The sequence below is a fragment of the Anaerostipes sp. AF04-45 genome, assembly GCF_003461725.1.
Taxonomy (GTDB): Bacteria; Bacillota; Clostridia; order Lachnospirales; family Lachnospiraceae; genus Anaerostipes; species Anaerostipes caccae.
In genome coordinates, this window is sequence record NZ_QTXQ01000009.1 from 120,802 (window position 1) to 145,044 (window position 24,243).

The 24,243-nt window shown below is 40.9% G+C and carries 21 protein-coding genes; 3 read left to right on the forward strand and 18 right to left on the reverse strand.

Annotated features, from left to right (window positions below):
* Positions 1–166 precede the first annotated feature (166 nt).
* The 9 genes from DWV34_RS13830 to DWV34_RS13870 all read right to left on the reverse strand — a co-directional run bounded on the left by DWV34_RS13830 (position 167) and on the right by DWV34_RS13870 (position 10,425).
* The gene (locus tag DWV34_RS13830) at positions 167–1,825 is read right to left on the reverse strand and encodes a ComEC/Rec2 family competence protein (RefSeq protein WP_118476521.1); all 1,659 of its coding nucleotides are present in this window, start codon (positions 1,823–1,825) and stop codon (positions 167–169) included.
* Between the two features lie 193 nt (positions 1,826–2,018).
* Entirely contained in the window at positions 2,019–2,666 is a 648-nt protein-coding gene (locus DWV34_RS13835) for an HAD family hydrolase (protein WP_009288961.1), read from the reverse strand.
* 25 nt (positions 2,667–2,691) lie between these two features.
* The gene (locus tag DWV34_RS13840; protein WP_006566068.1) at positions 2,692–3,348 is read right to left on the reverse strand and encodes an HAD family hydrolase; all 657 of its coding nucleotides are present in this window, start codon (positions 3,346–3,348) and stop codon (positions 2,692–2,694) included.
* Positions 3,342–4,136, reverse strand: coding sequence for a Cof-type HAD-IIB family hydrolase (locus DWV34_RS13845; protein WP_009288962.1), 795 nt, complete (start codon positions 4,134–4,136; stop codon positions 3,342–3,344). Before DWV34_RS13845 ends, DWV34_RS13840 begins: the two co-directional genes overlap by 7 nt.
* Positions 4,137–4,275: 139 nt before the next feature.
* Positions 4,276–4,725: a PTS sugar transporter subunit IIA gene (locus DWV34_RS13850; RefSeq protein ID WP_022260743.1), complete on the reverse strand. Its 450-nt coding sequence runs from the start codon at positions 4,723–4,725 to the stop codon at positions 4,276–4,278.
* Positions 4,722–6,812: a BglG family transcription antiterminator gene (locus DWV34_RS13855; protein WP_006566072.1), complete on the reverse strand. Its 2,091-nt coding sequence runs from the start codon at positions 6,810–6,812 to the stop codon at positions 4,722–4,724. Before DWV34_RS13855 ends, DWV34_RS13850 begins: the two co-directional genes overlap by 4 nt.
* 46 nt (positions 6,813–6,858) lie before the next feature.
* A complete protein-coding gene (locus tag DWV34_RS13860) occupies positions 6,859–7,734 on the reverse strand; it encodes a class II fructose-bisphosphate aldolase (RefSeq protein WP_006566073.1) in 876 nt (291 codons plus the stop codon).
* A gap of 52 nt (positions 7,735–7,786) precedes the next feature.
* Positions 7,787–9,061: an alcohol dehydrogenase catalytic domain-containing protein gene (locus DWV34_RS13865; RefSeq protein WP_118476522.1), complete on the reverse strand. Its 1,275-nt coding sequence runs from the start codon at positions 9,059–9,061 to the stop codon at positions 7,787–7,789.
* 20 nt (positions 9,062–9,081) lie between these two features.
* On the reverse strand, positions 9,082–10,425 hold the full coding sequence (locus tag DWV34_RS13870) for a PTS mannitol transporter subunit IICB (RefSeq protein WP_118476523.1): 1,344 nt from the start codon (positions 10,423–10,425) through the stop codon (positions 9,082–9,084).
* Positions 10,426–10,651: 226 nt separating this feature from the next.
* Here DWV34_RS13870 and DWV34_RS13875 point away from each other — a divergent pair, with 226 nt between their 5' ends.
* Together DWV34_RS13875 and DWV34_RS13880 are read left to right on the forward strand one after the other, a co-directional pair.
* Positions 10,652–12,382 (forward strand): FUSC family protein, encoded by a 1,731-nt coding sequence (locus DWV34_RS13875; RefSeq protein ID WP_009288967.1) that lies wholly within the window; start codon positions 10,652–10,654, stop codon positions 12,380–12,382.
* 80 nt (positions 12,383–12,462) lie between these two features.
* Complete coding sequence (locus tag DWV34_RS13880) at positions 12,463–13,296, forward strand: prepilin-type N-terminal cleavage/methylation domain-containing protein (protein ID WP_022260744.1); 834 nt, start codon at positions 12,463–12,465, stop codon at positions 13,294–13,296.
* Between the two features lie 135 nt (positions 13,297–13,431).
* Here the strand turns inward: DWV34_RS13880 and DWV34_RS13885 are convergent, their stop codons facing one another.
* The 8 genes from DWV34_RS13885 to DWV34_RS13920 form a co-directional block, all read right to left on the reverse strand.
* Positions 13,432–13,998 (reverse strand): glycerol-3-phosphate responsive antiterminator, encoded by a 567-nt coding sequence (locus DWV34_RS13885; RefSeq protein WP_009288969.1) that lies wholly within the window; start codon positions 13,996–13,998, stop codon positions 13,432–13,434.
* 45 nt (positions 13,999–14,043) lie between these two features.
* The gene (locus DWV34_RS13890; RefSeq protein WP_006566079.1) at positions 14,044–14,340 is read right to left on the reverse strand and encodes a PTS fructose transporter subunit IIB; all 297 of its coding nucleotides are present in this window, start codon (positions 14,338–14,340) and stop codon (positions 14,044–14,046) included.
* A 33-nt stretch (positions 14,341–14,373) separates the two neighbouring features.
* Positions 14,374–15,423 (reverse strand): PTS fructose transporter subunit IIC, encoded by a 1,050-nt coding sequence (locus DWV34_RS13895; RefSeq protein ID WP_006566080.1) that lies wholly within the window; start codon positions 15,421–15,423, stop codon positions 14,374–14,376.
* 18 nt (positions 15,424–15,441) lie between these two features.
* Complete coding sequence (locus DWV34_RS13900; RefSeq protein ID WP_009288970.1) at positions 15,442–16,311, reverse strand: class II fructose-bisphosphate aldolase; 870 nt, start codon at positions 16,309–16,311, stop codon at positions 15,442–15,444.
* Positions 16,312–16,341: 30 nt separating this feature from the next.
* Positions 16,342–16,815 carry a PTS sugar transporter subunit IIA gene (locus DWV34_RS13905; RefSeq protein ID WP_006566082.1) on the reverse strand — a complete coding sequence of 158 codons (474 nt, stop codon included), beginning with the start codon at positions 16,813–16,815 and terminating at the stop codon, positions 16,342–16,344.
* Positions 16,802–17,845 carry a 2-hydroxyacid dehydrogenase gene (locus DWV34_RS13910; RefSeq protein WP_009288971.1) on the reverse strand — a complete coding sequence of 348 codons (1,044 nt, stop codon included), beginning with the start codon at positions 17,843–17,845 and terminating at the stop codon, positions 16,802–16,804. Before DWV34_RS13910 ends, DWV34_RS13905 begins: the two co-directional genes overlap by 14 nt.
* A 448-nt stretch (positions 17,846–18,293) precedes the next feature.
* Complete coding sequence (locus DWV34_RS13915) at positions 18,294–19,532, reverse strand: site-specific integrase (protein ID WP_118476524.1); 1,239 nt, start codon at positions 19,530–19,532, stop codon at positions 18,294–18,296.
* A 69-nt stretch (positions 19,533–19,601) separates the two neighbouring features.
* On the reverse strand, positions 19,602–19,802 hold the full coding sequence (locus DWV34_RS13920) for an excisionase (protein WP_118476525.1): 201 nt from the start codon (positions 19,800–19,802) through the stop codon (positions 19,602–19,604).
* A 624-nt stretch (positions 19,803–20,426) separates the two neighbouring features.
* On the opposite strand from DWV34_RS13920, the gene DWV34_RS13925 reads away from it, so the two are divergent.
* Positions 20,427–20,792: a helix-turn-helix transcriptional regulator gene (locus DWV34_RS13925; RefSeq protein WP_118476526.1), complete on the forward strand. Its 366-nt coding sequence runs from the start codon at positions 20,427–20,429 to the stop codon at positions 20,790–20,792.
* Between the two features lie 140 nt (positions 20,793–20,932).
* Here DWV34_RS13925 and DWV34_RS13930 read toward each other — a convergent pair whose 3' ends face one another.
* Entirely contained in the window at positions 20,933–24,067 is a 3,135-nt protein-coding gene (locus DWV34_RS13930; protein ID WP_118476527.1) for a metallophosphoesterase, read from the reverse strand.
* Between the last annotated feature and the right edge of the window lie 176 nt (positions 24,068–24,243).

The window sequence follows — 24,243 nt, forward strand, 5'->3', positions numbered from 1 at the left end:
ACTTCTCCTTTATAATCTTCCATATTTAAAATGCCGTCAGCTTACACTGACGACATTCATTCTTTCTATCCTATTATCTACCATCTTTTTTCATTTGTCTATTATTTTTTAATATAAAATCCGTTTGTTTTTCTCGTAGTCGTATTTCCTGATTTGTCGGTAAACTTCACATAAACGCGGACCCATTTCTTTTTTTCTTATACGTCACACTGTTTCCTGTTTTCCATTTATACTTTGTATTTTTCTTGCCCTTGGGGACGATCTTATACTGGACTTTGGACTTCCCGCTTGTCCCATAAGAAGCAGAAAATGTCAGTTTAATAGACTTCTTATACTTCTTGTTATAGCGGTTTTTCGCAGATGTCTTATAAGTCTTGATGCCTGACTTGCTGCCTTTGATCTTTGCACTGGAAGGTGCAGAAGTATCGACCGTAAATCCCGGGAGCTTGATGACGGTGGAGCCGAGCCATGTATTGTATTTTACATAAATTCTTCCCACCGATCCGTTCTTTACTGCCACAGAACTTCCGCTGCGGTAAGGAACTGTCCGGTTGTCCACGCCTTTTTTGACAAACTTATACTGGACGCTCTTTACTTTCGTAAACGGCTGAGGCGTCCCTGAAAATTTAACCGTCACATTTTTCTTTTCGTAAAGCTTATAGCTGTTGGCCGCACTGTAAGTCGTCGGCACCAGTTTGTTCTTTCCGTTGCTGGATACGCTGACGCTTTTCATCGTCGGTGATGCTTTCTTTGCCGGGTTATAATCGCCTGCGTAACTCGGTGCACTATTTCCTTTTTCTGTCTTAACAGACAGGTTTGTTCCGTCGGAAGATACAATGATCGTACCGCGGTTACTGGTCAGATAGACATCGCTTTTCTCCAGATCTCTCAGGGTCTTTGCTTTCGGTGATTTATTTTTATTATCATAGCCATTGCTTACCACAGAAATCGGTGCATTCACCTTGTCAAACAAATACTTATGGTCTGATGTCCAGTCTCCTACTTTGTTGCTTTCCACTACATCCTGCATTCCGTGATGGGGCACTTTCAGTACTTGTGCCGACAAATCATATCCTTTTGAAACAATCTGCTGTATAGTCTCCTTCTGTGCATCACCCGTCATTAAGAACGAATTTTTCCCATACTCAACTTTACAGACAATCGAATACTTATTTTCCTGCCGAATATTCAGATCAACTTTTCTTCCGTATGTAAAATCCATATTGAGCGGACCGTAGAATGTAATCTTTGCATTTCCCAAGCTAATAGAATTTCCTGCTGCCGGCACTTCGTATACGGTCTCTCCTGTATCTGTTCTTACATTAATCGCAGCCTTCACCGCTTCATAAACTTCACTGCTGAATTCCGTGTCTTCAATGTCATCCGGATCCTGATTCCCACTGGATGAGTATCTTAAATCAAAGTTATTTCCGTATATTTTATCAATCTTGATATTTTCATCTTCTAAAATATTAATCATACCTGCGATATGATCTCTGTGCGGGTGCGTCAGCAGTACAAATTCCAGCTTTGTCACTTTATGATCCGTCAGGTATTTATGCACCCGCTCACTGGTGTCCACTTTACTCCCGTTTGTTCTCGTATAATAATCTGGTCCTGCATCAATCAACGCATACCTTGCACTGTCTCCATCTCCATATTGAAGCAGTGCCGCATCCCCTGCGCCCACATCTATAAAATGGATCTGAAATTTTTCTGCCGCCCGGACCTGCTTTTTCTGCAGTCCTCCCGCTGACAATACAGCCGAGATAACAAACACTGCTGTCAGCAAGTAACTGATACATTTTTTCATGCCCGCTTTCATAATAAACCTCTTTTCTTATTGTCTTCTCTGGTAAACTCTTCCAGAACCTTGAAGCATATCTTGTAAGTAATTTACTCTATTTCGGTTTTAATATAACACATTTTTAATACATATTCAATATATTGTCACAATTTTGTAACAACTAAATCTCCCCAAACATCTTTGGAGAGATTTAGTTTGCCTATATAAATTTTTAAAAACTTCTGCACAATTCCAGAGTAATGTCTTTCATAGAAGTCACCACATGGTCTGCAGGTCTCAGTTCCTGATTTGCAACCTCTAAATTCCGGAATCCGATGACACTCATTCCCGCACTCTTGGCAGCCGTGACTCCGTTGTTGGAATCCTCAATCACCAGACACTGTTCCGGCTTTATGCAAAGCTTCCGGGCCGTCTTTAAAAATACATCCGGAGCCGGTTTGGGATGTTCGCAGTCTTTTCCGCTGACCAGTGCCCGAAAGCAATGAGTGATTTCAAAATAATCCATCACTCTCTCAATCTCCTGCTTGGAAGAAGATGACGCCACCGCCAGAGGAATTCCCTGACTGTGGAGTTCCCGGATCAAGTCCAGTGTGCCTTCGATAGGCTCATAGCCTTCTTCCCTGATTCGCTGTTCCCGGATTTCGTGTGTACCCTTCAGACATTCCTCTACAGGAATATCCAGTCCAAGCATTTGAGTCGTTGTCTTCCACATGTACTCTGATGCGCCGCCGAAAAATTGTTCAAAATATTCTTTAGTAATACTTTTTCCATAACGCTCCAGAAACTGATTAGCCACAATATAAAAGCCGGGTTCTGTATCTACGATCACTCCGTCCATGTCAAAAATAACTGCTTCCACTCTATTTCCTCTCCATCTGTGTATTTTAATGAAATAATCCTCTCAAAGTACTCACATCCACATCTTCCATGGACCGAACAACTTTGTGTGCCCTTTCGTGTGCCGGACTTCCGTATTCAGGATTGCTGAAACCAAGAACCTTCATGCCTGCCCGGCTGCCCGCCAAAACACCGTTGACGGAATCCTCCACCACAGCACAATGTTTTGGATTAATTCCAAGCTGACCTGCTGCCTTTAAAAAGACTTCCGGATCAGGTTTAGAGTGTTCACAATCTTCCCCTGTCACCAGTGCGTGAAAGCAGTCAATGACTCCTAAATTCTCAGTGATCCGTACGATGTGATCCATCGGAGACGATGATGCAACTGCTGTGGGGATTCCCTCCTCATGAAGCGCACGGATCAGCTCCAATGACCCTTTGATCGGTGTAAATCCTTCTTCCCTGACCACTTCTTCATAAATCTCAAAGAATCGCCGAATACAATAGTCAACAGTCGTATCCAGTTTCAAATACTCAATGGTATCCGTAAACAGCTTTTCCATCGTAGTCCCGAAATACCGTGCATTATACTCCTCATCCACATATGCATCAAATTCATCCAGAAGCCTCAGCAGGGCTTTATAGTAACCCGGTTCAGAATCTACAATAACTCCGTCCATATCAAAAATAACTGCTTCTAACATAATTCCCCCCTAAGCACTGCTTTTAACACCTTCAATACACCGTCTTCTCTATTAGAATCTGTCACAAAATTTGCAGCTTCTTTTACCTCTTCCCTGGCGTTGGCCACGGCAAAGCTGTGGGCCGCCCGTTTCAGCATCTCGATATCATTGATGTTATCGCCGAAAGCCAGCGTCTCATCTGCCGAGATATTGTAATGTTCCTGAAAACGCTTCAAAGAGTTTCCTTTATTTACTCCAAGGTTCATACAGTCTACCCACTTTTCTCCTGCGCTGGCAACGTAGATCCTGCCTCCCCATTTATCATAAAAATCTTTTCCTACCGCATCTTCCGCATTCCGGTTGTGGAACACAGAAACTTTGCAGACCCCTGCTTCCACTTTAAATAAATCATCCACCATCACCGCATTGTATCCATAGTCGTCCTTCATATGGCGGTAGAGCATTTCGGAGTCAAAATAGCTGGTCTCTCCGTCGTTCAGAGCACAGGTACATCCGGGAATCTCCATTGCATCCTCCATTATGCTTTTGACGATAAATGGGTCCATCACATCCACATGTTTATATTCTCTGGATGTAATGCATGCGCCATTTTCGGACAGGAAAATAATATCATCTTTGATCGGTTCAAAAAAACGCTCAATGCTATTTCTCTGACGTCCGCTGGCTGCTACGAACAGAACTCCCCGTTTTCTGAACTCCCGGATCACATCGAAGTATTCAGGATTCAGATTCATAGCTGCTTCTTCTACCAGAGTTCCGTCAATATCTGTTGCAATTAGTCTAATCATGGGCATCCTTTCTATGAACAATAGTTGTCGCTGTAAAATGGTATCTTTCATAATCTCTGCAAAATATAAGAGCCCTGATACCATAGCTAATGCTATCATATCAAGACTCTAAATTCAACGCCGCCCTGCGATAGTTTTTCTATATTCCTCCGAACATCCTGTAAACCCGGTCTCTGTCCCGGCATCTCACCAGCCGTTCCACCCGTTCCCTGTCACTGAAAATATTTGCGCAGTGCATCAGAAGTTCCATATGCTCATCCCCAATAGCCGCAAGCCCCATAACGATCTTGACCAGATTCCCATGCCAGTCGATACCGTCCGGACAGATCAAAACAGACATCCCCGTTCCAAGAATCTGGTCTCTGACACCTTTCTCTCCATGGGCAATCGCAAGCATATTTCCAAGATAAACAGAAAAATTTTCATCCCGTGAAAGCATGCCGCTGATGTACCCGCTCTTTATGTATCCGCTTCTCAGCAATAGTTCTCCGGCATGGATAATGGCTTCCTCCGGCGTCACCGCCTTACAGTCCAGCACGATATTTTCCTTTATGAGCACAGGTTTCCTGCTCTTGTCCTTTTGCATCATAACAATCCCTCATCTCCTTCTTGTTTTGCACGCTCCAAATACTCCCTGATCTGACATCTGAGTGCTTTTGGATCTTTCTTTTCAAGGGATTCAAGAATTCTCTCATCATTGACAAACCCTTCAGAAATAACGGCCAGCGTATCTCTTGTCTTCTTATCCTGTTTTTTATCCACGATCATCAGCGCACCTTTGTCAAAGTCCTGAAAATCCGGATGTGTCCCCTTTTTGTGATCCAATGTAAAAAACATAAGGACCGGTGTATTGTTTCCCGGAATATTACAGTGGAAAATCAGAAATTTACGGTCCTTTAATGCCACCGGTCCGTCTTTTTCTCTCTCCATCACCGCTTCCAGGCACCGGTCTTTTTGCTTCTCTCCCATGTCTGTATGTCCGAGAAGTTTTCTTAAAACCTCCTCTTTCCCTTCTGATGCATCTGCCGGATAGATCCGGAGATTTTCTACAATATCCGGGCATACTGCCCTGCGAATATTCTTTACATCCGGGATCTTCTTTTGTATCTTCTGCTCCTTCAGTATTTCAAAGTAAGCCTGCATTCTGCCGAAGTCCTCTTCTTTTAACAGAGCCCCGACTTCCATAACCGGTATTCCCTGGTCGGGCAGCTTTAACGTGGAAATGATAATGTCCATTCCTTCCGCTTCCCGCAATGCCACCTGTTCCACAGACAGCGGGCTGACTCTGACTGTCCCCGCAAAACGGCTCTTAATACTGGAGGACAGAAAACTGGAAATGCCGATCCCGCTGGCACAGACGACTGCAACATTCAGAATGACAGACTGTTTAATCTGTGCTTTCTTTCTCTCAATTGCCGCTCCGAAATGAAAGGACAGATAGGCGATCTCATCTTCATTGACTTCCAGATGATATTTTGTCTCCATGACTTTGCACACAGACTTGCATATGGCAAAGATATCCCTGAAGTCTTCTTTTATCTGGTCTAAAAGAGGATTTTCAAGCCTCATATGATAATTCAGGCGGTGCAGTGTGGCTCTCAGATGGGACGCCAGTCCCTGGTAAAGTACTTTGTCCTGGCTGAAATCATCTCCCATCAGGCGCCCGAATGCTGCGATGAGATCATCCGCTACGATCATACAGTCATACTCATCCAGCATCTTCGTCAGTTCGTCCTGCTTTTCCACCGCATATTTCATTCTTGCGCCTTTTAAATGCATGAATACATAGGCCGACTCCGATTCCGGCACTTCGATATGAAACTCTTCTTCAAAATACGCAGTCAGCTCTTTTGCTTTTTTATAGTAGGGATCTTCCTTTAATGCACGAAGCAGTTCTTCTTCCATCGTGATCGTTTTGCCGGAAAGGAGCCGTTCAATGGCAATGACCAGATGGATGACAAGTCCGATATAGGAGTGCCTGGTGATCCGGCTCAAAAACTCATCTTCACATTTCTTCAGTATCTTTATGACTTTGTCAAGAATCTCTTCATTCAGCAGATCCATATTGCTGTTCTTTCCAAGGTTTTGGAAATATTCCAGAGCACGGAATTCTCCTCTGCTGTCCTGGAATTGCTCCACATCTGCCCTCATCAGTTTTTCATTGAGAAAGTCAATGATCGCGCTTCGGAAATTTTCTTCTTCTCCGGTCACGGTAATGCCAAGACCTGCTTTCCTTTCCAGCGCCAGACTGTGTTTTTGAAACCAGGGCCTGACAGCCTGGATGTCATTGCTGATTGTCGCTTCGGATACCATCAGTTTATATGCATAGTATCCCAGTTTTTCAATATGTTTTCTTTTTAAAAATTCGATGGTCAGCAGTGCCCGCCGCTGTTCTTTTGTATAATAAAACAGAGAAGAATCTCTCTTAGAGATTTCCTCCAGGCAGCCGGCAAAACTTTCCCGGTCACCGGACAGCCGGATTCCTTTTCCTGTTTTTGTCTCCAGATATACTGAAAGCCCTCCAAGTTCCCGGTTGATCCCCTGAATTTCCCGAAACAGGGTCCTCGTACTGACTCCAAGTCTCTCTGCTGCCTGATCCATCGGCAGATACTGATCCTGCCCGAGCAGAATCTGAAACAGCTTTATCTGCCGAAGAGAAAAAAACGTTTGATCCATCTCTCTCACCTGACCCTTTTTTCAGGAGACTTGTAATTTCTGTTCTCTAGTCTCTTCCGCCCCTGAACCTCAAAAGTACTTCTTTTGCATCTTCTTTTAATTTCCGGTACGCTTCCTCCTGTACCTCATGATAAAACATATCCCCCTGTGTCTCTTTTAATTTCTCATAAACATGCATGGAGGCTGCTTTGGACCAGTAGGAATGGTAATTGATCTTTGTAATCCCCGCTTTGATTGCTTCAGCCACTTGTTCCTGATCCACGCCGGAGCCTCCGTGCATGACCAGCCTTGTGCTCTTTGGCATCTTGCTTCGGATTTCTCTCACCCGCGCAATATCGAGCATCGGTTCCTCCGCATAGATTCCGTGCACCGTTCCGAAACATACGGCAAGGGCATCCACACCGGTTCTTTCTGCGAACTCGGCTGCCATATCCGGGTCGGTGAAGGTCTTTTTAATCTCATCTCTTCCAAGGAGTCTCGGCCCGCCGTGGGAATCCTCCGCCGTACTGCTCATGGTTCCAAGTTCTGCCTCCACGGAGAGCCCCATCTCGTGGGCCGCCTCGGTAAATTCCCGGATTCTCGTGACATTTTCCTCAAAAGGAAGGTCACTGCAGTCATACATGATGCTGGAATATCCGCACCGAATCCCTCTCATAACAAAACTCATGTCAATGCCGTGATCCAAATGTACACATACAGGAGCCGATGCCCTTTTTGCATACTCCACCGTCTGGGGACCGATATTTTCGATTGGAATCAGACCGTCATGAACCTGGACGTGGCCGATAATCACCGGCACAGAAAGTTCACTGGCAGCATCCACAGCCGCTCTCGCCATCTCAAAGTTGGGAACATTGAAGCAGGGAACTGCGTACCCTCCTTCTTCCGCCTCTTTTAATATGTTCTGTAAATTTACTAACATGTCTCTTCCTCCATTTTACCCGAAATCTTTTACTGCTGCATTGGAAAATACTTCAATCACCGATCCATTTTTCGGCAAATAATACCTGCTCGGCTTCTTTGCACCACACCCCGTGGTTTGCTTTCAAAATGCCCGCAATTTTTTTATAAACCGGATCTTCATCTGCCTGCTTTTCAAAATCAGCGAGTGCCATAAGGGGCAGATCCACATGAGGATATACAAGTTTCTTTCCGCCCGGAATATCCGGCAGATTTAAAATGATCTCCGGCACCTCTGAAAGTCCCGTCACATGCGTGATCATATACTCCGGTGTGATCAGTCCTTCTCTGGACAAATCGAACATTTCCCGGATATCGTCTAAATTTCCGCCGCTGTTGCCGACATAGTGGGTCCTCCTGTAATGAATGTCGTAGAAATTGACTCTCGCCTTAAACTGCTCATCGGTCGGGCCGGCAAAAAAGTTCAGGCATCCGTTGACGGCAAGAAGGCTGCTGCCCAGCTCTACAAGACGTTCTGATGCCGCAAATACCATGATGTCGTCATAGCCCTTTCCCCCGGACAGCTGTCTTAATTCCTGTTCTTCATTGTCCAAATCCTCAGGATTCACATAAATAAGTTCCACTCCGTAATCCGATGCTTCTTTTGGACTGATCAGCTGTGCTGCCCTTTTAAGCCGCTCTTCATTGATCTCCGTAACTACCAGTTTCTTTGGCCTTGCAGGTCCGTGTACCGCATAGTCAATGGCTCCGATCCCCATAGGTCCGCAGGATGCCATCAGAAGCAGATTTCCGCCTTCCTTTGTTCCATGAATATTGTCATAGACAAACATATCTTCCATATAATCATAGATACATGTATGAAACGCGCTGATGATGCAGGATACAGGCTCTCCCATGGAAGCAAAAGCAAAATAGTCGTCTTCATAAGTCAGAAGACATCCGGATTCAATATAGCCTCCCGGAATGATCGTGTAAGTCGCATTTCCCCCGAAAAATTCAAAGGAATAACCCGGTGCGTCCTCACTTCCCTTGTACCGAATCCCAGCCTGTAAAAAACAGGACGTTCCTTCTTTATACTGCCCTTTCCATTTTTCTCCTACTTTTTCAATGATACCGGCCATTTCATGGCCAGTAACCACCGGGGTCTCATGCACGTTTTCGGGAACTCTTAAATGCTCTTCGCCTTTCATGGCTGCTTTGTAGGTCGAAAAGCAGATCCCGTTGGACATGACTTTGATCAATATTTCATCGTCTCTTAAGTCCGGCAACTCTGTCTCTCTGATCCTGATATCTTTCTTCCCATATAGAGAAGCCATTTTCACACGCATACGATTTCCTCCCCATACATTTACTGCTGCTTTTTCAGTTCTTCCACCAGCCGGTCATATTCCGGTGCCTCAACAAAGTTGGAAACCGCAATGATCCGTGCCGTACTGTTATAAGATTTTGCCCTGTCCGCAAGGCTTGTGTGAGTAAGAATAATCTCTGCGTCCTCTGGTATCTCATCCACAGATGTGTGAGCCACTTTAATATTGATTCCGGCCTTATTCAGCTTATTCGTCAAAGTAGCCGCTGCCATGGCGCTGGAGCCCATTCCCGCATCACAGGCAAAGACGATCTTCTTTACCCCGCCGTCCAGAGACAGATCCAATGGGTCAAAACTCTGGAAGCTGCCCTCTTCCTCATCATCTTTAGAGCGCTTATAAATAATGGAAGCAGCGATAAAAGATACTGCCGTAGCCGCAGCAATACCTGCCAGCACCGGAAGCGCCCCGCCTTTCGTAGCCATGGCCATATAGGCAAAAATACTTCCCGGTGTCGCCGCCGCCACAAGACCGCTGCCCAATAAGGAGTTGGTAAGTATTCCTGCACTGCCTCCCAGGATTACCGCGATGATCAGGGCAGGCTTCATAAGTACATAGGGGAAGTAAAGTTCATGGATTCCGCCGAAGAATTGAATAATGATAGCACCCGGAGCAGAACTCTTTGCTTCTCCTTTTCCGAAAAACCAGCATGCAAGGAGTACTCCGAGTCCAGGCCCCAGGTTGCCTTCCAGCAGAAAGTAGATGGATTTTCCGGCTTCAGCCGCGTCTGCAAGACCAAGCGGTGTCAGCACGCCATACTGAATGGCGTTATTTAAAAATAAAATTTTTGCCGGCTCAATGATAACAGATGCCAGCGGCAGCATTCCCGCGTCTACGATTGCCTTTACTCCGTTTCCAAGGGCATTGCTGGCTCCCTCTACGAGCGGCCCCATAATCCAGAAACAGAGCATTACGAGAATCATTCCGAGGATTCCTGCGGAAAAATTGTCATAAAGCATCTCAAAACCTGTCGGAATCTTGTCTTTCAGCAGACCGTCCAGCTTTTTCACAAGCCATCCTCCAAGAGGTCCTGCGATCATTGCTCCGAGGAACATCGGGATGGAGCCTCCGATGATGATGCCGAAGGTTGCCACTGCACCGACGACTGCTCCTCTTGTTCCGTACACCATCTTTCCTCCGGTATAGCCCATCAGGACCGGAATGAGATAGTTAAGCATAGGACTGATCACGGCTGCCATCTTTTCATTTGGGAACCACCCTCCCTGCAGGAAGATCGCGGTGAAAAATCCCCATGCGATCAGCGCACTGATGTTGGGCAGCACCATGCCGCTCAAAAAACGTCCGAACTTCTGTACTTGCTGTTTCATAATGTCTCTCTCCTTTCTTAAAAAGATTGCATTGTTGGTATGCTTTTATTATAAAGGATGTTCAGAACAAATAGTTGCCCAAGCAATTCAACCTTGGCATGAATGAATCCTGTCAAAATTTATGGGGATATATAGTTTGTGTACGAAAAAAAAGCCAAAAGTGACGTTCTTGAACAAGGTCCTCTGGCATGATAACATTATGAATTGCTGAAAGGAGGCATTCTAATTGAACAATAAGACTAAAAAGATACTGGCTTCCTGCCAGGAAAGTCTGAAGAAGAATTTCAGATTTGCCACTCTGGATTTTATTTTTATTATTACTTTTGTCACAGTATTCCAGAAAGTATTTGGCATGGAAAATTCCATCGTCGGTGTTATTTTTACCATTATGATGGCATCTTCTATGTTAAAGGATATGACCGCTTCACCGGTAAAACATCTGGCAGGCCAGGCTGCTGTCCTTGCAGCCATGGCTGTCTCTGCCTGTGTTGTAAACACACTGCCCCCTGTGTTTTCATTTCCGCTGAACTTCGGAATGATCTTTCTGATCCTTTATGTTTTTACTTACGAGCATTCCAGCCACCTTTACTTCCCATACATACTGTCCTATCTGTTCCTGATCTTTATTTCACCGATTACACCGGATCTGCTGCCAAAGCGTCTGGCCGCCATGATCACGGGTGCTGTCTGCATCATTCTGTATCAGTTCATTATGGGCCGTAAACGGGTTATTGAGACCACAAGAGATGCGCTGTCTGATATGATTGATGAGACCTGCGATCTGATCGATTATATGATCACCGGAAAAGGAGCCCCTGACACACCGGAAGACGTGAGAAAAAATCTGTTCCGCTTAAGCCGTATGGTTTATGACCGCCGTAAGAAGATTTTGTGCATTTCAGATGCTGATTTTGCGGTCATCGATTCCGGACGGGGGATAGAACATCTGTTTCTGATCCTTTCCGATATGGAACAGCCGCTCTCTGTTTTCCAGACGAAAATGCTCTGCTCCGTCTCTGAAAAGCTCTCTGTCTTCCGGCAGTTTGTACAGGGACAGATCAAAGAACTCCCTCCGCTCCTCCAGTCTGACTTTGTATCTCAGAAAGAGGATTCCAGGGCAAAGGAACTATTTGACGGGCTTACCTATCTGCAGGAACATCTCCTCCATATGACGGACCCTGAAAAAAAGACCCGGTACCGGAAGACAATGCTCTCTCTTTCCATCCGGCTGAAGGCCGCCCTGGATATCAGTCCGGTCAGAGTCGTATATGCCCTGCGCGTCGGTCTGCTCCTGGCATGTTCATGCCTGTTTGTCCAGTCCATGCACCTTGTTCACGGAAAATGGCTGCTGTTTACCATCGCTTCTGTTTCTCTGCCGTATGCAGACGACATCGGACAAAAGGCAAAGAAAAGGTTTGCCGCCACGGCAGCCGGCGGTCTCCTCAGCCTGCTTTTGTATGCGGCTGTTCCGTCTATGACAGGCCGCACTGCGATTATGATGTTATCCGGATACCTTTCCTTTTACTTTACAGACTATACCGGCACTTTCGCCTGTTCCACCATTGGTGCTCTGGGCGCCGCCGTCTTTACCGATGTCTTTGGATGGAACAGTGTGGGAGAAATGCTGGCAGTCCGCCTGGCATATATAATCGCTGGAATTCTGGTCTCCCTGATCTTCAACCTTGTAGTCTTTCCATTCAGCCGGAGACTTGCAACAGAACAGCTTTGGAATAAATATGCAGCAGCTACAAAGCTGCTGACACAGATATGCAGGCAGGAGGATACGGATACACAGCTCTATTACAGCCTGATCATCCAGTCCCATCTGCTGGAGGAAAAGCTTGCAAAAAATGCAGATGATGAAGAATGGGAGAAGCTGAAGAATATGCTTCCAAAATGCCGTCAAAGAGTGAGAAATGCTCACAGAAAGAAACCCCGCATTCAGGCTTTGTCGTAGATTTCTCTTTTTCTGTATCTGATCCCAGGCAGATATGCTATACTAAAAGAAAGATTCGGAAAGGAGCTGACCATACTGTGATGTCATACAAATACAAGAAAAATAAGGGTTTTACCTTAGTGGAACTCATTGTAGTTCTCTTGATTCTGGCAATACTTCTGGCTCTTTTGATTCCTTCCCTGATCAGCTACATCACCAGCGCCCAGAAGAAAGCCTGCCTGGTCAGCAAAGCAGGACTTTTGAGAGATCTCACAGCCGATGAAATCTATGAACTGGAAGAGTCAGGAAAATACGACACCGCATACCTGAAATCTCTTGCCGAAAAATCCGAATACAAATGCCGGCAGGGCGGGGCCTATGATGTCAGCCGCGGATCTGACGGAAGCATCGTCATTGTGTGCGGCAAACATGATAAAAATTACGATTTTAACATGAACGAGGCATTGTCTTATATCATAGCGAATAACCCGGACATCGCAAAACTGATCGAAGGCTACATGAACAAAAATATCGATTCCTCTTCCGGTACAGGAAAAGCCTATGAAAATCTTCTGAATGCTCTTGGGCAGGCAGGATTTAACGCCGGCCAGGCAGGGGTCAATACATGGTCTTTTCAGGGAAAAGGCAGCAGCTATTATTTCTACTGGACCACAGAGGATATCAGTTCCAAGAGTCCCGGTGATAAAGTAAAAGTCATTCGCTATAATTCTGCGAGAGGCACTTACACTGCCGGATATGTGGCTGTACGTAGGGAGACATTGTCTGCTTCCGATTCTTCTGACGGAAAACCGCGTACTTATAGCGTTCTCGGAAGAAGCGACAGTGATTGGACGGAGTACACCGGAGTGAAACAGAGTGAGGATGATAAGAAAAATTATTCAAAGATCTATCAGATCTTTAAGAATATGAAGTAAACACTTCCTTAAACAGAACATGGCAGCAAGATTACTACTGCTGCTCCGTATGCGGTGCCAATCCGAAATCATTTCATAAAGGGCAGGTACAGCTTTAAAAACCGTACCTGCCCTGATCATAAGTCCTTTTATTGTTTATCGTATTTGATAGTTCCATAGCTTCTCATTGCTTGTTGTAATCCCATTAAATCCTGCCCTGTACATTATATCAACCGTGTCTTTACTGTCGATAAATCCGCCGGCAATATAACAGCAGTCTTTGATTTTTTTGAAATAATCCAAAAACTCTGCTGCATAATATGCCGGCCGCAGCTCAATGGCATCTGCCTTTGAAATCTGTAAGCTTTTGGCAGCCTGTTCCAGAGCAAAGGAGTCTGAAAGAGTGATGCGCTGAATGGTCTTCATTCCTTCATTCTTGACCATTCCCAGCCGGATATTGTGAACTCCCATGACACAGTCTACATGGTACATCTTCTTTAAAAACTCAAACGCAGTCTTGTCGGCTCCCAGTCCGCCCACGATCTCATGATTTACAATAATTTTTTTATTGGCATCATGACATTTGTGAGACAGGCTCTGCAGATTTCCTATATGTGCACAGTTGCTGGTCAAAATCCACTCTTCTTCCGTTCTCAGCGCTTCTGCAAAAAACTTCAGACTGCGTACCGCTGGTATCACATGAAATTTTCCATCATCAAACATAGCTCTCCCTCTCCCATAGTCTCCTGCTCCTTTTCATTCATCATATCATTTATTAAAAATGATTGCAGGATTTTTTATTACGTCATGAGGTTTTGTCTGGAATATCTTATCTTCTGATCCCTTAAACCGTTCCGCCTTCGAAATACCTACATCATTGGCAAAAACGATCAAGTCCGCTTCTTTGATCTCTCTTGCTTTTAGCTTGTTTTCTATTCCAAGGGCCCCCTGTCTTTCGACTTTACATTCATATCCTCTTTCTTTGCATATATTTTCTATTGCATCAGCCGCCATATATGTATGCGCGATCCCTGTTGCACATGATGTGATTCCGATTACCTTCATACATTTCTCCTTATCTGTATTTGTGTTTTCTCCCTATGTCTCCTGCTCCACCGGATGTCCGATAAATATAATCAATGCTGCTGAAATTAAAACCGCCGTTACAAGACAGATTATGAACACAAGCGGCTTATTGACTGCAAATAAGACAAATAACCCTCCGTGAGGTGCCCTCATTGTCACACCGAGAGCAAAAGACATGGCAGAACCGATGGCTGATCCGACACAAAAGCAAAGAATGCGTCTTACATCTTTTGCTGCATGAGGAATGGCAAATTCAGTGATCATACACAGGCATCCTGCGATGCACCCGGGAATGGAGCTTCTGTCTTCTTTCGTAAAATAATCTTTTTTCACGATCATTGCAATGGCCATAGCCATGGGAGGTGCCATTGCAGCCACAAAAACGGCAGCAATCGGCAGATAGTTTCCTGTTTCCATGCAGGCCAGTGAAAATGCATAGGCCACTTTATTACATGGCCCGCCCATGTCGAAAGCAATCATGGCTCCCTGCACAAGGCCTAAGATGATGATATTGCCTGTCCCAAGACCGTCAAGAAAATGTGTTAATGCAGTCGTTAAGGCTCCCAGCGGTCCTCCCAGTACATAGTGCATTAAAAGTCCTATCATTCCGCATCCAAGCAGAGGAATGATTAACGTGGGCAGCAGTGATTTTAAGGATCTTGGCAGCGGCATTTTCTTTAGGGCCTCCACCAGATATCCAGCAATAATGCCGCCGATCAGCGCCCCCAGGAAACCGGATGCATATCCAATGCTCCACGGATCTGTCGCAATCCATCCGGCATACATTCCAACACAGATACCCGGTTTATCTGCAATGGAATATGCAACAAACGCGCCTAAAATCGGAACCATAAGGGTACTAAGCCCAATCTGTCCAAGATAATAAAGGGTGGAAGCTAAGGTTTTGCACGGTTCAACCGCTGAGCCTACATCATAACCTCCGATTGCAAATGAAATGGCTACTAATATGCCTCCGGCTACAACAAAAGGAAGCATATAGGATACACCAGTTGTAATAGCTGACATCACTGTGGCTTTAAACTCCAATAAATTATCCTTCAATATTCTTCTCCTTTTCTCTCACTTCATTAAAAAAGTGTTCATTGCAATTTTGACATTCTCTTTCATACCTTCTTTTCCTGCCATGACGATATCATGAAACTGAACGCTGTCATCATCTCTACTTTCATATAAGAATTTCTTCGCTCGATCGGCTCCGGACAAGGCCATATATGTATAATAGTTAATCTTTTTTATCCCGTTTTGAATCGCAGTCTTAAATTCGTCGCTTGATACGCCTGAACCACCGTGCATTACCAGCGGAATATCAATTTTTTTCTTTATTTCCATGATCCGCTGCAGGTCTAATACTGGTTTTGCAGCATATACCCCATGTGCAGTGCCGAACGCTATTGCCAGGGCATCCACTCCTGTGTTCTTGACAAACTCCCTTGCCTTCTCAGGATCTGTATAACAATCTTTGGGATTTACGTTATTTGGGGTGACATCACCCTCAGAAGCTCCTTTTTCAGAGACTAAAATGTGTCCCAGCTCCGCTTCTACAGAAACTCCCATACCATGGGCTATCCTCACAATCTCTTTTGTCCTCTCCACATTTGTATCATAATCCTCAGAAGACGCATCAATCATGACAGAAGTAAATCCAATCCGCAGAGCTTTCATTATTTCGTTAAAACTTGTACCATGATCTAAATGAACACAGACTGGGACAGACGCATTTTTTGCAGTTTCAATCATGATCGGTCCAATGACTTCAATCGGAACATATTTTTCATGAATTTCAACATGGGCAATGATAACCGGAGCATTCAATTCTTCCGCTGCCTCTACGACAGCGGTCAAAGCCTCAAGATTCGGCACATTAAATGCCCCCACTCCAATCCCTCTCTCATCCGCGATCTTACAGATCTCTTTTAGTGTGACTAACATGAGTCATTTCCTCCTTTCGTACATACCTTTTTATAGTTTTAATTGATTTATTCCATGAATAAATTCTTCATAGTCTGCGGCTTCTTCCAAAAGCTTTAAAAATTCTTTATGTGCCAGCATTCCTGCTAATGCTGCCAGTACTCTCAGATGATAATTGTTCTCTTGATTTTCAGAAATAGCTAATACAAAAATGTATTTTACAAATCCGGATTCTCCTGCGGACTCATAAACAAAAGGTTCTTTGCATCTGTAAAATGCTATTCCAGGCTTTAAAACTTCTCTGCATTTTCCATGGGGTACAGCAACCAAATTCCCCATATATGTGGGGCCAAGGGTTTCCCTGAACTTCAAAGCTTCTTCAAATGCTTCCGCATTTGTGACAAATCCTTCTTCCGTAAATTTCAGAGCCGCAATGTCAAACATCTCCTCTTTACTTTCAAATGATTTACAGTCAAAGACAGCCATCTCTTTGAGCAGAACTTCTGCCAGATTAATCTTCTTCATTGTCTTCCTCCGCCATTCTGGTGAGGTAATCTTTCAGCTTCTGAACACCGATCTCTACGCTTACAACCGGAGTATCACTTGACGTTCCTGCAAGATGAGAAGTCAGTGTTACATTTTCAAGATTTAAGTATGGGTGGCCTTTTGACAGCGGTTCCTGATCAAATACATCGATGGCCGCACCGCCGATCTCACGGTTTTTCAAAGCGTCTGTAAGTGCTTCTGTATCCACTAGTCCTGCCCGGGCAGTATTGATAAAGTAAGCTGTTTTCTTCATCTGTACAAATTCCCGCTTTCCCATAAATTTCTTCGTTTTATCAGACAATCTTAAATGCACGGAGACAAAATCGGATGTTTCTAATAACTGGTCCAGCTCTACAACTTTCACACCATCTTTCTCAATCTGCTCTTTGCTGACAAAGGGGTCATAGACCAGAATCTGGCTTTCAAATCCCTTTAATTTTTTTGCCACTCTGGATCCAATAGCGCCGTAGCCTATCAATCCAACCGTACATTTATTCATATTGCGTATGTATCTTTGATTGATATATGATTTTACCCATCTCCCTTCTTTCATATAATGGTGGCTCCTTGCAATATTTTTATTTTCAGCGATCATCATGCCTACGGCTGCATCAGAGACCGCATCCGCACTTCTTAAAGATGCGTTCATCAGAGGAATCTGCCGCTTGGCAAGCTCACTGCTGTCCACATTTTCAATGCCGCCGCGAAGAACAACCACTGCCTGAAGTTTTGAACAAGCCTCCAGAATCTCTTTGTTGATTGATGTACAGTGAACAACCAAAATCTCTTTGTCTGAACAATTCTCCAGCAAAGTTCTGCACGTTGGTGCCTCCGCAATACCTTTTTGCTCCAGCAGCAGCATTCGATTGGTAACATCCCCCACGTTTTTTATCTGGTCATCATTGATCATAGTAATATGGGCTCCAAATTTCTCCAGTTCTTTCATTCCGCTCATGATGTCTTTCGTTATGTATCCATCGTAGACACATAATATTTTTATCTCTTTCATCCTGACCACCTTTCCATAAAAGATTATGTAACTAAGCGGGCAATCCCACTTCAACTCTCAACCCGCAGAGCGTTTTTATTTCATTAGGAAATATCGTAGAACTTTCCTATAAAACAAAAAAATATGACAGAAAATCATGGCATAAGCCATAATCTTCTGTCATATTCAAATCTCTATACGACAATATTATTTTGTTTTAATTCAGGAATTCCTTGTAGTTATCCTATCATAAATTCCTTGTAAATGTCAACGGCAAATTAAGAAACCAGACTCGAAAAATAATATCAATACAAGAAATATTTTTTATGTGAAATTCGGTTTTTTCATAAAATCCTACAAATCATAAGGAGTTGCCTGGTATACATAGTAGAACATCCCAATCATTTTTTTCTATGCGATAAAACCGCATTAATTTAAGGATTCTCTTGTCTTTCTGACACCAATCTTCCTAAGCTGACACCAATTTTACACCTTTATTAATGCTATTAATTTTGTCTTGTGTTAGTTCATCCACTGATTTAACTGGATTGTTTTGTAGTTTAATGATTTCTAATTCTTGAAAATCTTCTAGTACATGAACATATAATTTTGTTGTCATATCTGGTGATGCATGCCCAAGCCATCTCTGAATCGTCTCTGTTCTTATTTCTGATTCAAAACATCTAGTCGCAAAAGTATGTCGAAAACAATGTCCGCTAAAATGATCGATTCGTTCTGAAGTATCCAACATTAAATTTGTTTCCTTGAGGACCCGGTCAATTGCATCAATATAGATTTGAGAGTTTATTGGAGTTCCAAAGGTTGTTGTGAACAAAAGGTTCTTAAACTTTTTGTCAATTTCTTTATTAGTACGCGACATTACAACTTTCTTTTGTAACATCTGTTTTTTTGCGTAAAGTTTAAATTGATCAGTCATCGGCACATCCCGATGGCTAGTCTTTGATTTTGGTGGTCCAAAATGAAAAGTTTTCTTGGCATCTCCCTCAAATTTCTGATATGACAGTGTACGCTCTACATGAATAATACTGTTTTTGAAATCTAAATTTTTTTCTTCCAAAGCGAAAAGCTCCCCTGGTCTCAGTCCGCTTTCCACATGACAGTTAAATGCGTTATTATAAAACGTACCAGAAGAGGCATCAAAGAAGATTGATTGTTCTTCTCTTGTGAGCACTCTAACATCCTTATCCTCATCGAAAGAGATTCTAATGTTCCTACAAGGATTTTTTCTAGCTAAATTATTTAATATAGCTATATTAAACATGTCAAACAAAAGAATTCTGGCTTTATTTTTCATTTCAAAGCTATATTCCTCTTTGTCCATTTTGTTGATAAGCTTTTTAATATGAAAGTGCTCCACATCATCCAAATACATCGTTCCTAACTCTGGACTTATGTGTTTGAAAAACATATTCTTATATTGAACTATACTACTTGGTCTTAACAGCCCATATTTATATACGTCCATCCACAATGGAAACCAATCATTCAGACTTTTCTTTTCAGCAATGTTCATTTTATGTCGATCTTCATACTTTGCATTTTCAAAATCAGTTTTTAATTTTTCCAAATCATAGCTTTTAATTTCTGGCCGCTGTCCAAAACGATTTGTAAACCGGGCGACATACCTCCCATCTTTTCTTTGCGTAATACCTTTTCCTAATTCTTTTCCATTCAAGTCCTTTCCCATATCGCACCTCTTAAATTGGCAATAAAAAAAGACTTTAATATAATATTTTATTTTATCATACTAAAATCTCTATTTGAATGTTTTATTTTTACTATTGTATTCTTCAAACTCTCTACGTTTCACTAATTTCTTTTTACCAATCATCATTAGAAATGGGCAGTTTGGATTTTTTAATTTCTCTCTAATAAGATTTTCTCCAATGTTTGAATACTTGGCCGCTTCTTCTACTGTTAAATTCATTTTTACCCAAATAGGAATTTGTTCATTCATAAATAACCCCCTGGATCTTTGTATAAAATTTATTCTTTAGTTGTTGTATTTATGTATATCAGTAAACACAATGGTTTATGCTCACTGATATACATAAAAAATAAATGTTGTCTCTGACAAGTCTGGTAAGGACTTCATATCTCACATTTTCATATTTGTGGATTTCCCCATTCTTATGGGTGAACTGCACTCTATCCGTCGTCTGCTCTTACACAGATCGCCGCTCCTTTCCCGGCAAGGGAAGCAACTATGCAGAAGTATCATTATTCCTCAACTCTTCGCCACTTCTGGTTAGGTCATCGCATCAGATTTACCATATCTGATTGACATTTATCTTTTATCGCTGCTATCTCACGACAGGTCAAGGCGAAGATCAATGTCGGCTCACTTCGTTGGGTTTTGTATCAAATACAACTATGCAGTTTTCAAGGAACTTTTTCTGTCTTTATAAGACAGTATTTTTTTATAAAAAAAATGCGTAACTTATAACATCATACACACATTTTATGATAATTATTATACATTCTTTTAAAGACAAAGTCAAGTTTTAATCGTCTGTATAAGACGATTATCTTTTTTATAGTTTTCAAAAAATATATAATCAATTCATGGAGGTTTTTATTAATGAATAGAGTTAAAGAATTAAGATTAGAAAAAAATTGGACACAGGAATATCTAGGAAAAAAACTTAATGTTCAGGACTCTGCTATTTCAAAATATGAAACCGGAAGAGCTAACATGACAGAAGACACACTTATCATTCTTGCAAAACTTTTTGATGCTTCGATAGATTACATAGTTGGATTATCAGCTATAAGAAAACCTGAATTATTTCTAAAATCCGAAAATCTATCAGAGGATGAAAAGCGAGTATTAGAATACTACCGAAGACTAGACGAAGAAAACCAGGACCTCATTAGAGGCACCATGGTTCAATTATATAAAGAACAAAAAAAAGAGATGGAGACCCCATCTCAGCAAATTTCATAACTTATGTTCCACTGGAACATAAGTCTGGAACCCAGGTGTTTATGCTGGTTCCAGACTTTTTTACATTTTTATTAATACGCTTTTTACGCTAATGTAATGCCAACCCTTCTTTGTAGACAATCTCTATATAAGAAAATTAATTATACATTTGAAAGGACTTCCTTCATTTTTTCATCGATACGCATATCTTTTATTTTGAAACCAACAATAGAGCATACAGTTTGCTTATCTCTTTCATCATATTGAACATTAGACAGATAGCCATAAATATTTTGTTTCAAAACTTTCTTTGAAAATGCATCTAATTTATTCTTTCCGCTATACAGATTCTGTAATTCTTTTACTGGAAGCGGTCCATTGGATATTCTTATTAGATATTCAATTCGTACCATATCAAAAAACTTAGAATTAATCAATTCTTGATATTCTGCCATCTCTTTATCTAGTCGGTCACACTGAAGACAAAATGAAAGATGACTTACATTAACTGAAATAAATTGCAACCAAAAATTACTAAGTAGCCCTTTTACTTGTTGTTTAAAACTACTTTTTATTTTAAGTATTTCCTCATCCTCATCCTTTATCTTTTCATCAATAGATAATATAAATCCATCAATTAACATTCTCGTACAATCGCATAACATTCCAATGGATTTCAAGGAAGATTTTGTCATTAACTTCAAAATATTAATTCTCGGTTCTCTCTTGATCTTTGATGAATAGTTCTTTAAAACTTCTCCTAAAAATTCGTTTATTCTTAATAATTGAGCAAATTCTTTGTAATACTTATTCTGTATTTTTTCTTTTTCTTCTTTAGATTCTTCCTCTAATTCTTCGAGGGCATCCTCTAAAATAGCTCTTCTTTCTTGAATTTTGGGCATATTCCTATTTTCAGGAATATCAAAAATTTTGTCTAATTTCAAGTTGATATCAGCTTCTAATTTTTTTATCAAATTTCTTTGATCTTCATAATCAAAGTCTTCGTATTTCTGTAATAGTCCTTGAGTTATCTTTAATATACGAGGTAATATATCATACTCAGTGTTAAGACTAAATGCCAAGAACAACGCTATATTAAAGTTAATTTCTTTTGACAAATCAGAGAAAATTTGTGTAATGATTTCAGTTTGCTTCTCATGATTCATTTGATCGGTAATATAACTTCCTGTAAAATAATAATACATATAGTTATATTTAAATCTATATTGATCTCCTTTTCGTTCTAAGATTTGATGTTGCACTAATTTTTCTACAGTACCTAGAACAGAACCCTTTGTTCCTCGATATTCCTCGTTATAATTATATATGACTCTTGTCAAAAAACTTTCCTCTACATATAGCTTTGTATCATTTCTATACATTTCAAAAGCAAATTGTTGTAAAACAGTTTTATACATTGTTGCTTCATTTGCATCACGATGCGAAATATCACTAATCTTACTTGTGATTATATTTTCATATACAAACGAATATTTACTAAAATCAGCATTAATAGTCTCATGACTATCTAAGTATGATAAGACCATTAAGAACTCAATTGGGGTTTTATTAAAGTATCCTTTCCTCATAACACTTTGAACATGCTCAAGTTTATTTTTTCTCTTTGCATCAAAACACTGGCTATTAACGTCCTGATCCGGATCGGACAAAAGCAACCATTTTTCTACAAGTTTTCGTCGTCCATACTGTCTTAATTCTGTTATTGTTAATGTTGAGAACTTTTCTGCAATAAAGTCTTTAGTTTCTATATTCTTTAGGAAGCTCAAAATATCATTACGCAAATTATTAGTGATCAAAACCGTTCCAAATTTATTTGTAAGATACTCCAAAAGTTTTTTTATACTTTTATCCTGGAGTTTGATTTCTTCAAAATCATCTATTAAACAAACTTTTTTTTCTGGCTTAATTTGCATAATATATTCATCATCTAAATTATTATAATGATTTTTATATAATTGAGAAATTGTTTCATTCATCTCCTCTCCATCTACGGAGTTAATATCTGCTATTTTCATAAAAATCGGAAATTTATCTCTGTCATAAAAAGCCTTAAATAAATGTTTTAGCAATGCAGATTTTCCAAATTCTTTTTCACCAGAAATTAGCACAAACTTTTTATTTTCTATAAAGTTTAAAACCCCTTCCTCATCTTTATAGAAAGTTTCTTGCTTTTTATTTTTTGATGATGCACCTCGTAAAAGAGGAAAAGCATAGATATCACTTAGAAGTAACTTTTGTCTATTCTTACTTTCTATCATATCCAATTCTATATTTTCTAAAAACTCTAACACTTCTTTTTTTATCTGTATTCCACTTTTTTTGTATCTATTCCTTATATATTTTTCTGCCTTTGTCTTCAGTAGCTGTTTGTATAATTTCCCATCCCATAGATATGAAAAAAATATTTGACTATTACTTTCTAAATCCACTTTAAAAATATTAAATCCACTTTGGTCAGGATTTTGCTCACTATATAATTGATTACCTTTTATATAATAGTTTGAAGCAGCATTAAAATTTTCTTTATGTACATAGTCTGTATTATGATCATGTCCAACCAAAATAATGTCAGTACTATTTTCCGCATATTTATTCCACACTTCTGTACTCTCCCAATCAAACCAAGAAACATCATGATGTGCTAGAGTAATAGTTATATCGGATTCACTTCCATCCTTATATTCTGGTAAGAATATTTTCATATGCCCTTTTACCTCATCTATCTTCGAACACCACGCTGTATTAAAACAATCTATAAAAACTGATACTTTTTCCTTTTGCAAAAAAAATGCATGTTCCGTAAATATAGAATTATCTAAAACTGACACACAGGAAATAATCGAATCTAACTGATCAAATTCTTTAATAAACTTAAAATAGTTATCCTGGATACTCGTACAACTTTTAATTAAAATTTCCTCCGACATATCAATGTCAGTGTTTTTTAAAACTGCATCTCTTACTACGGATTGTTCGCTGTTGAAATTACAATCATGATTACCTGGCACAAAAGCAAAATAAATAGGTACCTCATTATACCTATTCTTTATAGTATTGATAATTTCTTCAAATAATAACATTGCCCAATTATATTGGTCTTTTTCTCCAGAAAATGTTATATCTCCTGTGATACAGAAAATAATTGTAGTATTTTTTGGATTAATTATATGTTTATTTATTACATTCCCAATGGATTCGCATCGTTCTAATAAAATATCAAAATCCTTTTCCGTATCTAAATGAATATCTGTTAAATGAGCTAGTAGTAACTCCATATTTCATCCTTTCTGTGCATTTAAAATTACTTTTATCTTCCAAAATATATTGTTTTCTGTATATATTTTATAATTATACCATGTTTCTATTATTACAGGAATATGACACAAGGGAGAAATATGAGTGTCGGGCGGCGAATTAAAGTTCCAACCGACTGCAATTCTACCGCAAATTA

Bases quoted from the DNA above. Each gene is read 5' to 3' on its own strand.
- DWV34_RS13830 (WP_118476521.1), bottom strand. From the start codon at position 1,825: ATGAAAGCGGGCATGAAAAAATGTATCAGTTACTTGCTGACAGCAGTG.
- DWV34_RS13840 (WP_006566068.1), bottom strand. From the start codon at position 3,348: ATGTTAGAAGCAGTTATTTTTGATATGGACGGAGTTATTGTAGATTCT.
- DWV34_RS13845 (WP_009288962.1), bottom strand. From the start codon at position 4,136: ATGATTAGACTAATTGCAACAGATATTGACGGAACTCTGGTAGAAGAA.
- DWV34_RS13850 (WP_022260743.1), bottom strand. From the start codon at position 4,725: ATGATGCAAAAGGACAAGAGCAGGAAACCTGTGCTCATAAAGGAAAAT.
- DWV34_RS13855 (WP_006566072.1), bottom strand. From the start codon at position 6,812: ATGGATCAAACGTTTTTTTCTCTTCGGCAGATAAAGCTGTTTCAGATT.
- DWV34_RS13860 (WP_006566073.1), bottom strand. From the start codon at position 7,734: ATGTTAGTAAATTTACAGAACATATTAAAAGAGGCGGAAGAAGGAGGG.
- DWV34_RS13865 (WP_118476522.1), bottom strand. From the start codon at position 9,061: ATGCGTGTGAAAATGGCTTCTCTATATGGGAAGAAAGATATCAGGATC.
- DWV34_RS13870 (WP_118476523.1), bottom strand. From the start codon at position 10,425: ATGAAACAGCAAGTACAGAAGTTCGGACGTTTTTTGAGCGGCATGGTG.
- DWV34_RS13880 (WP_022260744.1), top strand. From the start codon at position 12,463: ATGTCATACAAATACAAGAAAAATAAGGGTTTTACCTTAGTGGAACTC.
- DWV34_RS13885 (WP_009288969.1), bottom strand. From the start codon at position 13,998: ATGTTTGATGATGGAAAATTTCATGTGATACCAGCGGTACGCAGTCTG.
- DWV34_RS13890 (WP_006566079.1), bottom strand. From the start codon at position 14,340: ATGAAGGTAATCGGAATCACATCATGTGCAACAGGGATCGCGCATACA.
- DWV34_RS13900 (WP_009288970.1), bottom strand. From the start codon at position 16,311: ATGTTAGTCACACTAAAAGAGATCTGTAAGATCGCGGATGAGAGAGGG.
- DWV34_RS13905 (WP_006566082.1), bottom strand. From the start codon at position 16,815: ATGAAGAAGATTAATCTGGCAGAAGTTCTGCTCAAAGAGATGGCTGTC.
- DWV34_RS13910 (WP_009288971.1), bottom strand. From the start codon at position 17,845: ATGAAAGAGATAAAAATATTATGTGTCTACGATGGATACATAACGAAA.
- DWV34_RS13915 (WP_118476524.1), bottom strand. From the start codon at position 19,532: ATGGGAAAGGACTTGAATGGAAAAGAATTAGGAAAAGGTATTACGCAA.
- DWV34_RS13920 (WP_118476525.1), bottom strand. From the start codon at position 19,802: ATGAATGAACAAATTCCTATTTGGGTAAAAATGAATTTAACAGTAGAA.
- DWV34_RS13925 (WP_118476526.1), top strand. From the start codon at position 20,427: ATGAATAGAGTTAAAGAATTAAGATTAGAAAAAAATTGGACACAGGAA.
- DWV34_RS13930 (WP_118476527.1), bottom strand. From the start codon at position 24,067: ATGGAGTTACTACTAGCTCATTTAACAGATATTCATTTAGATACGGAA.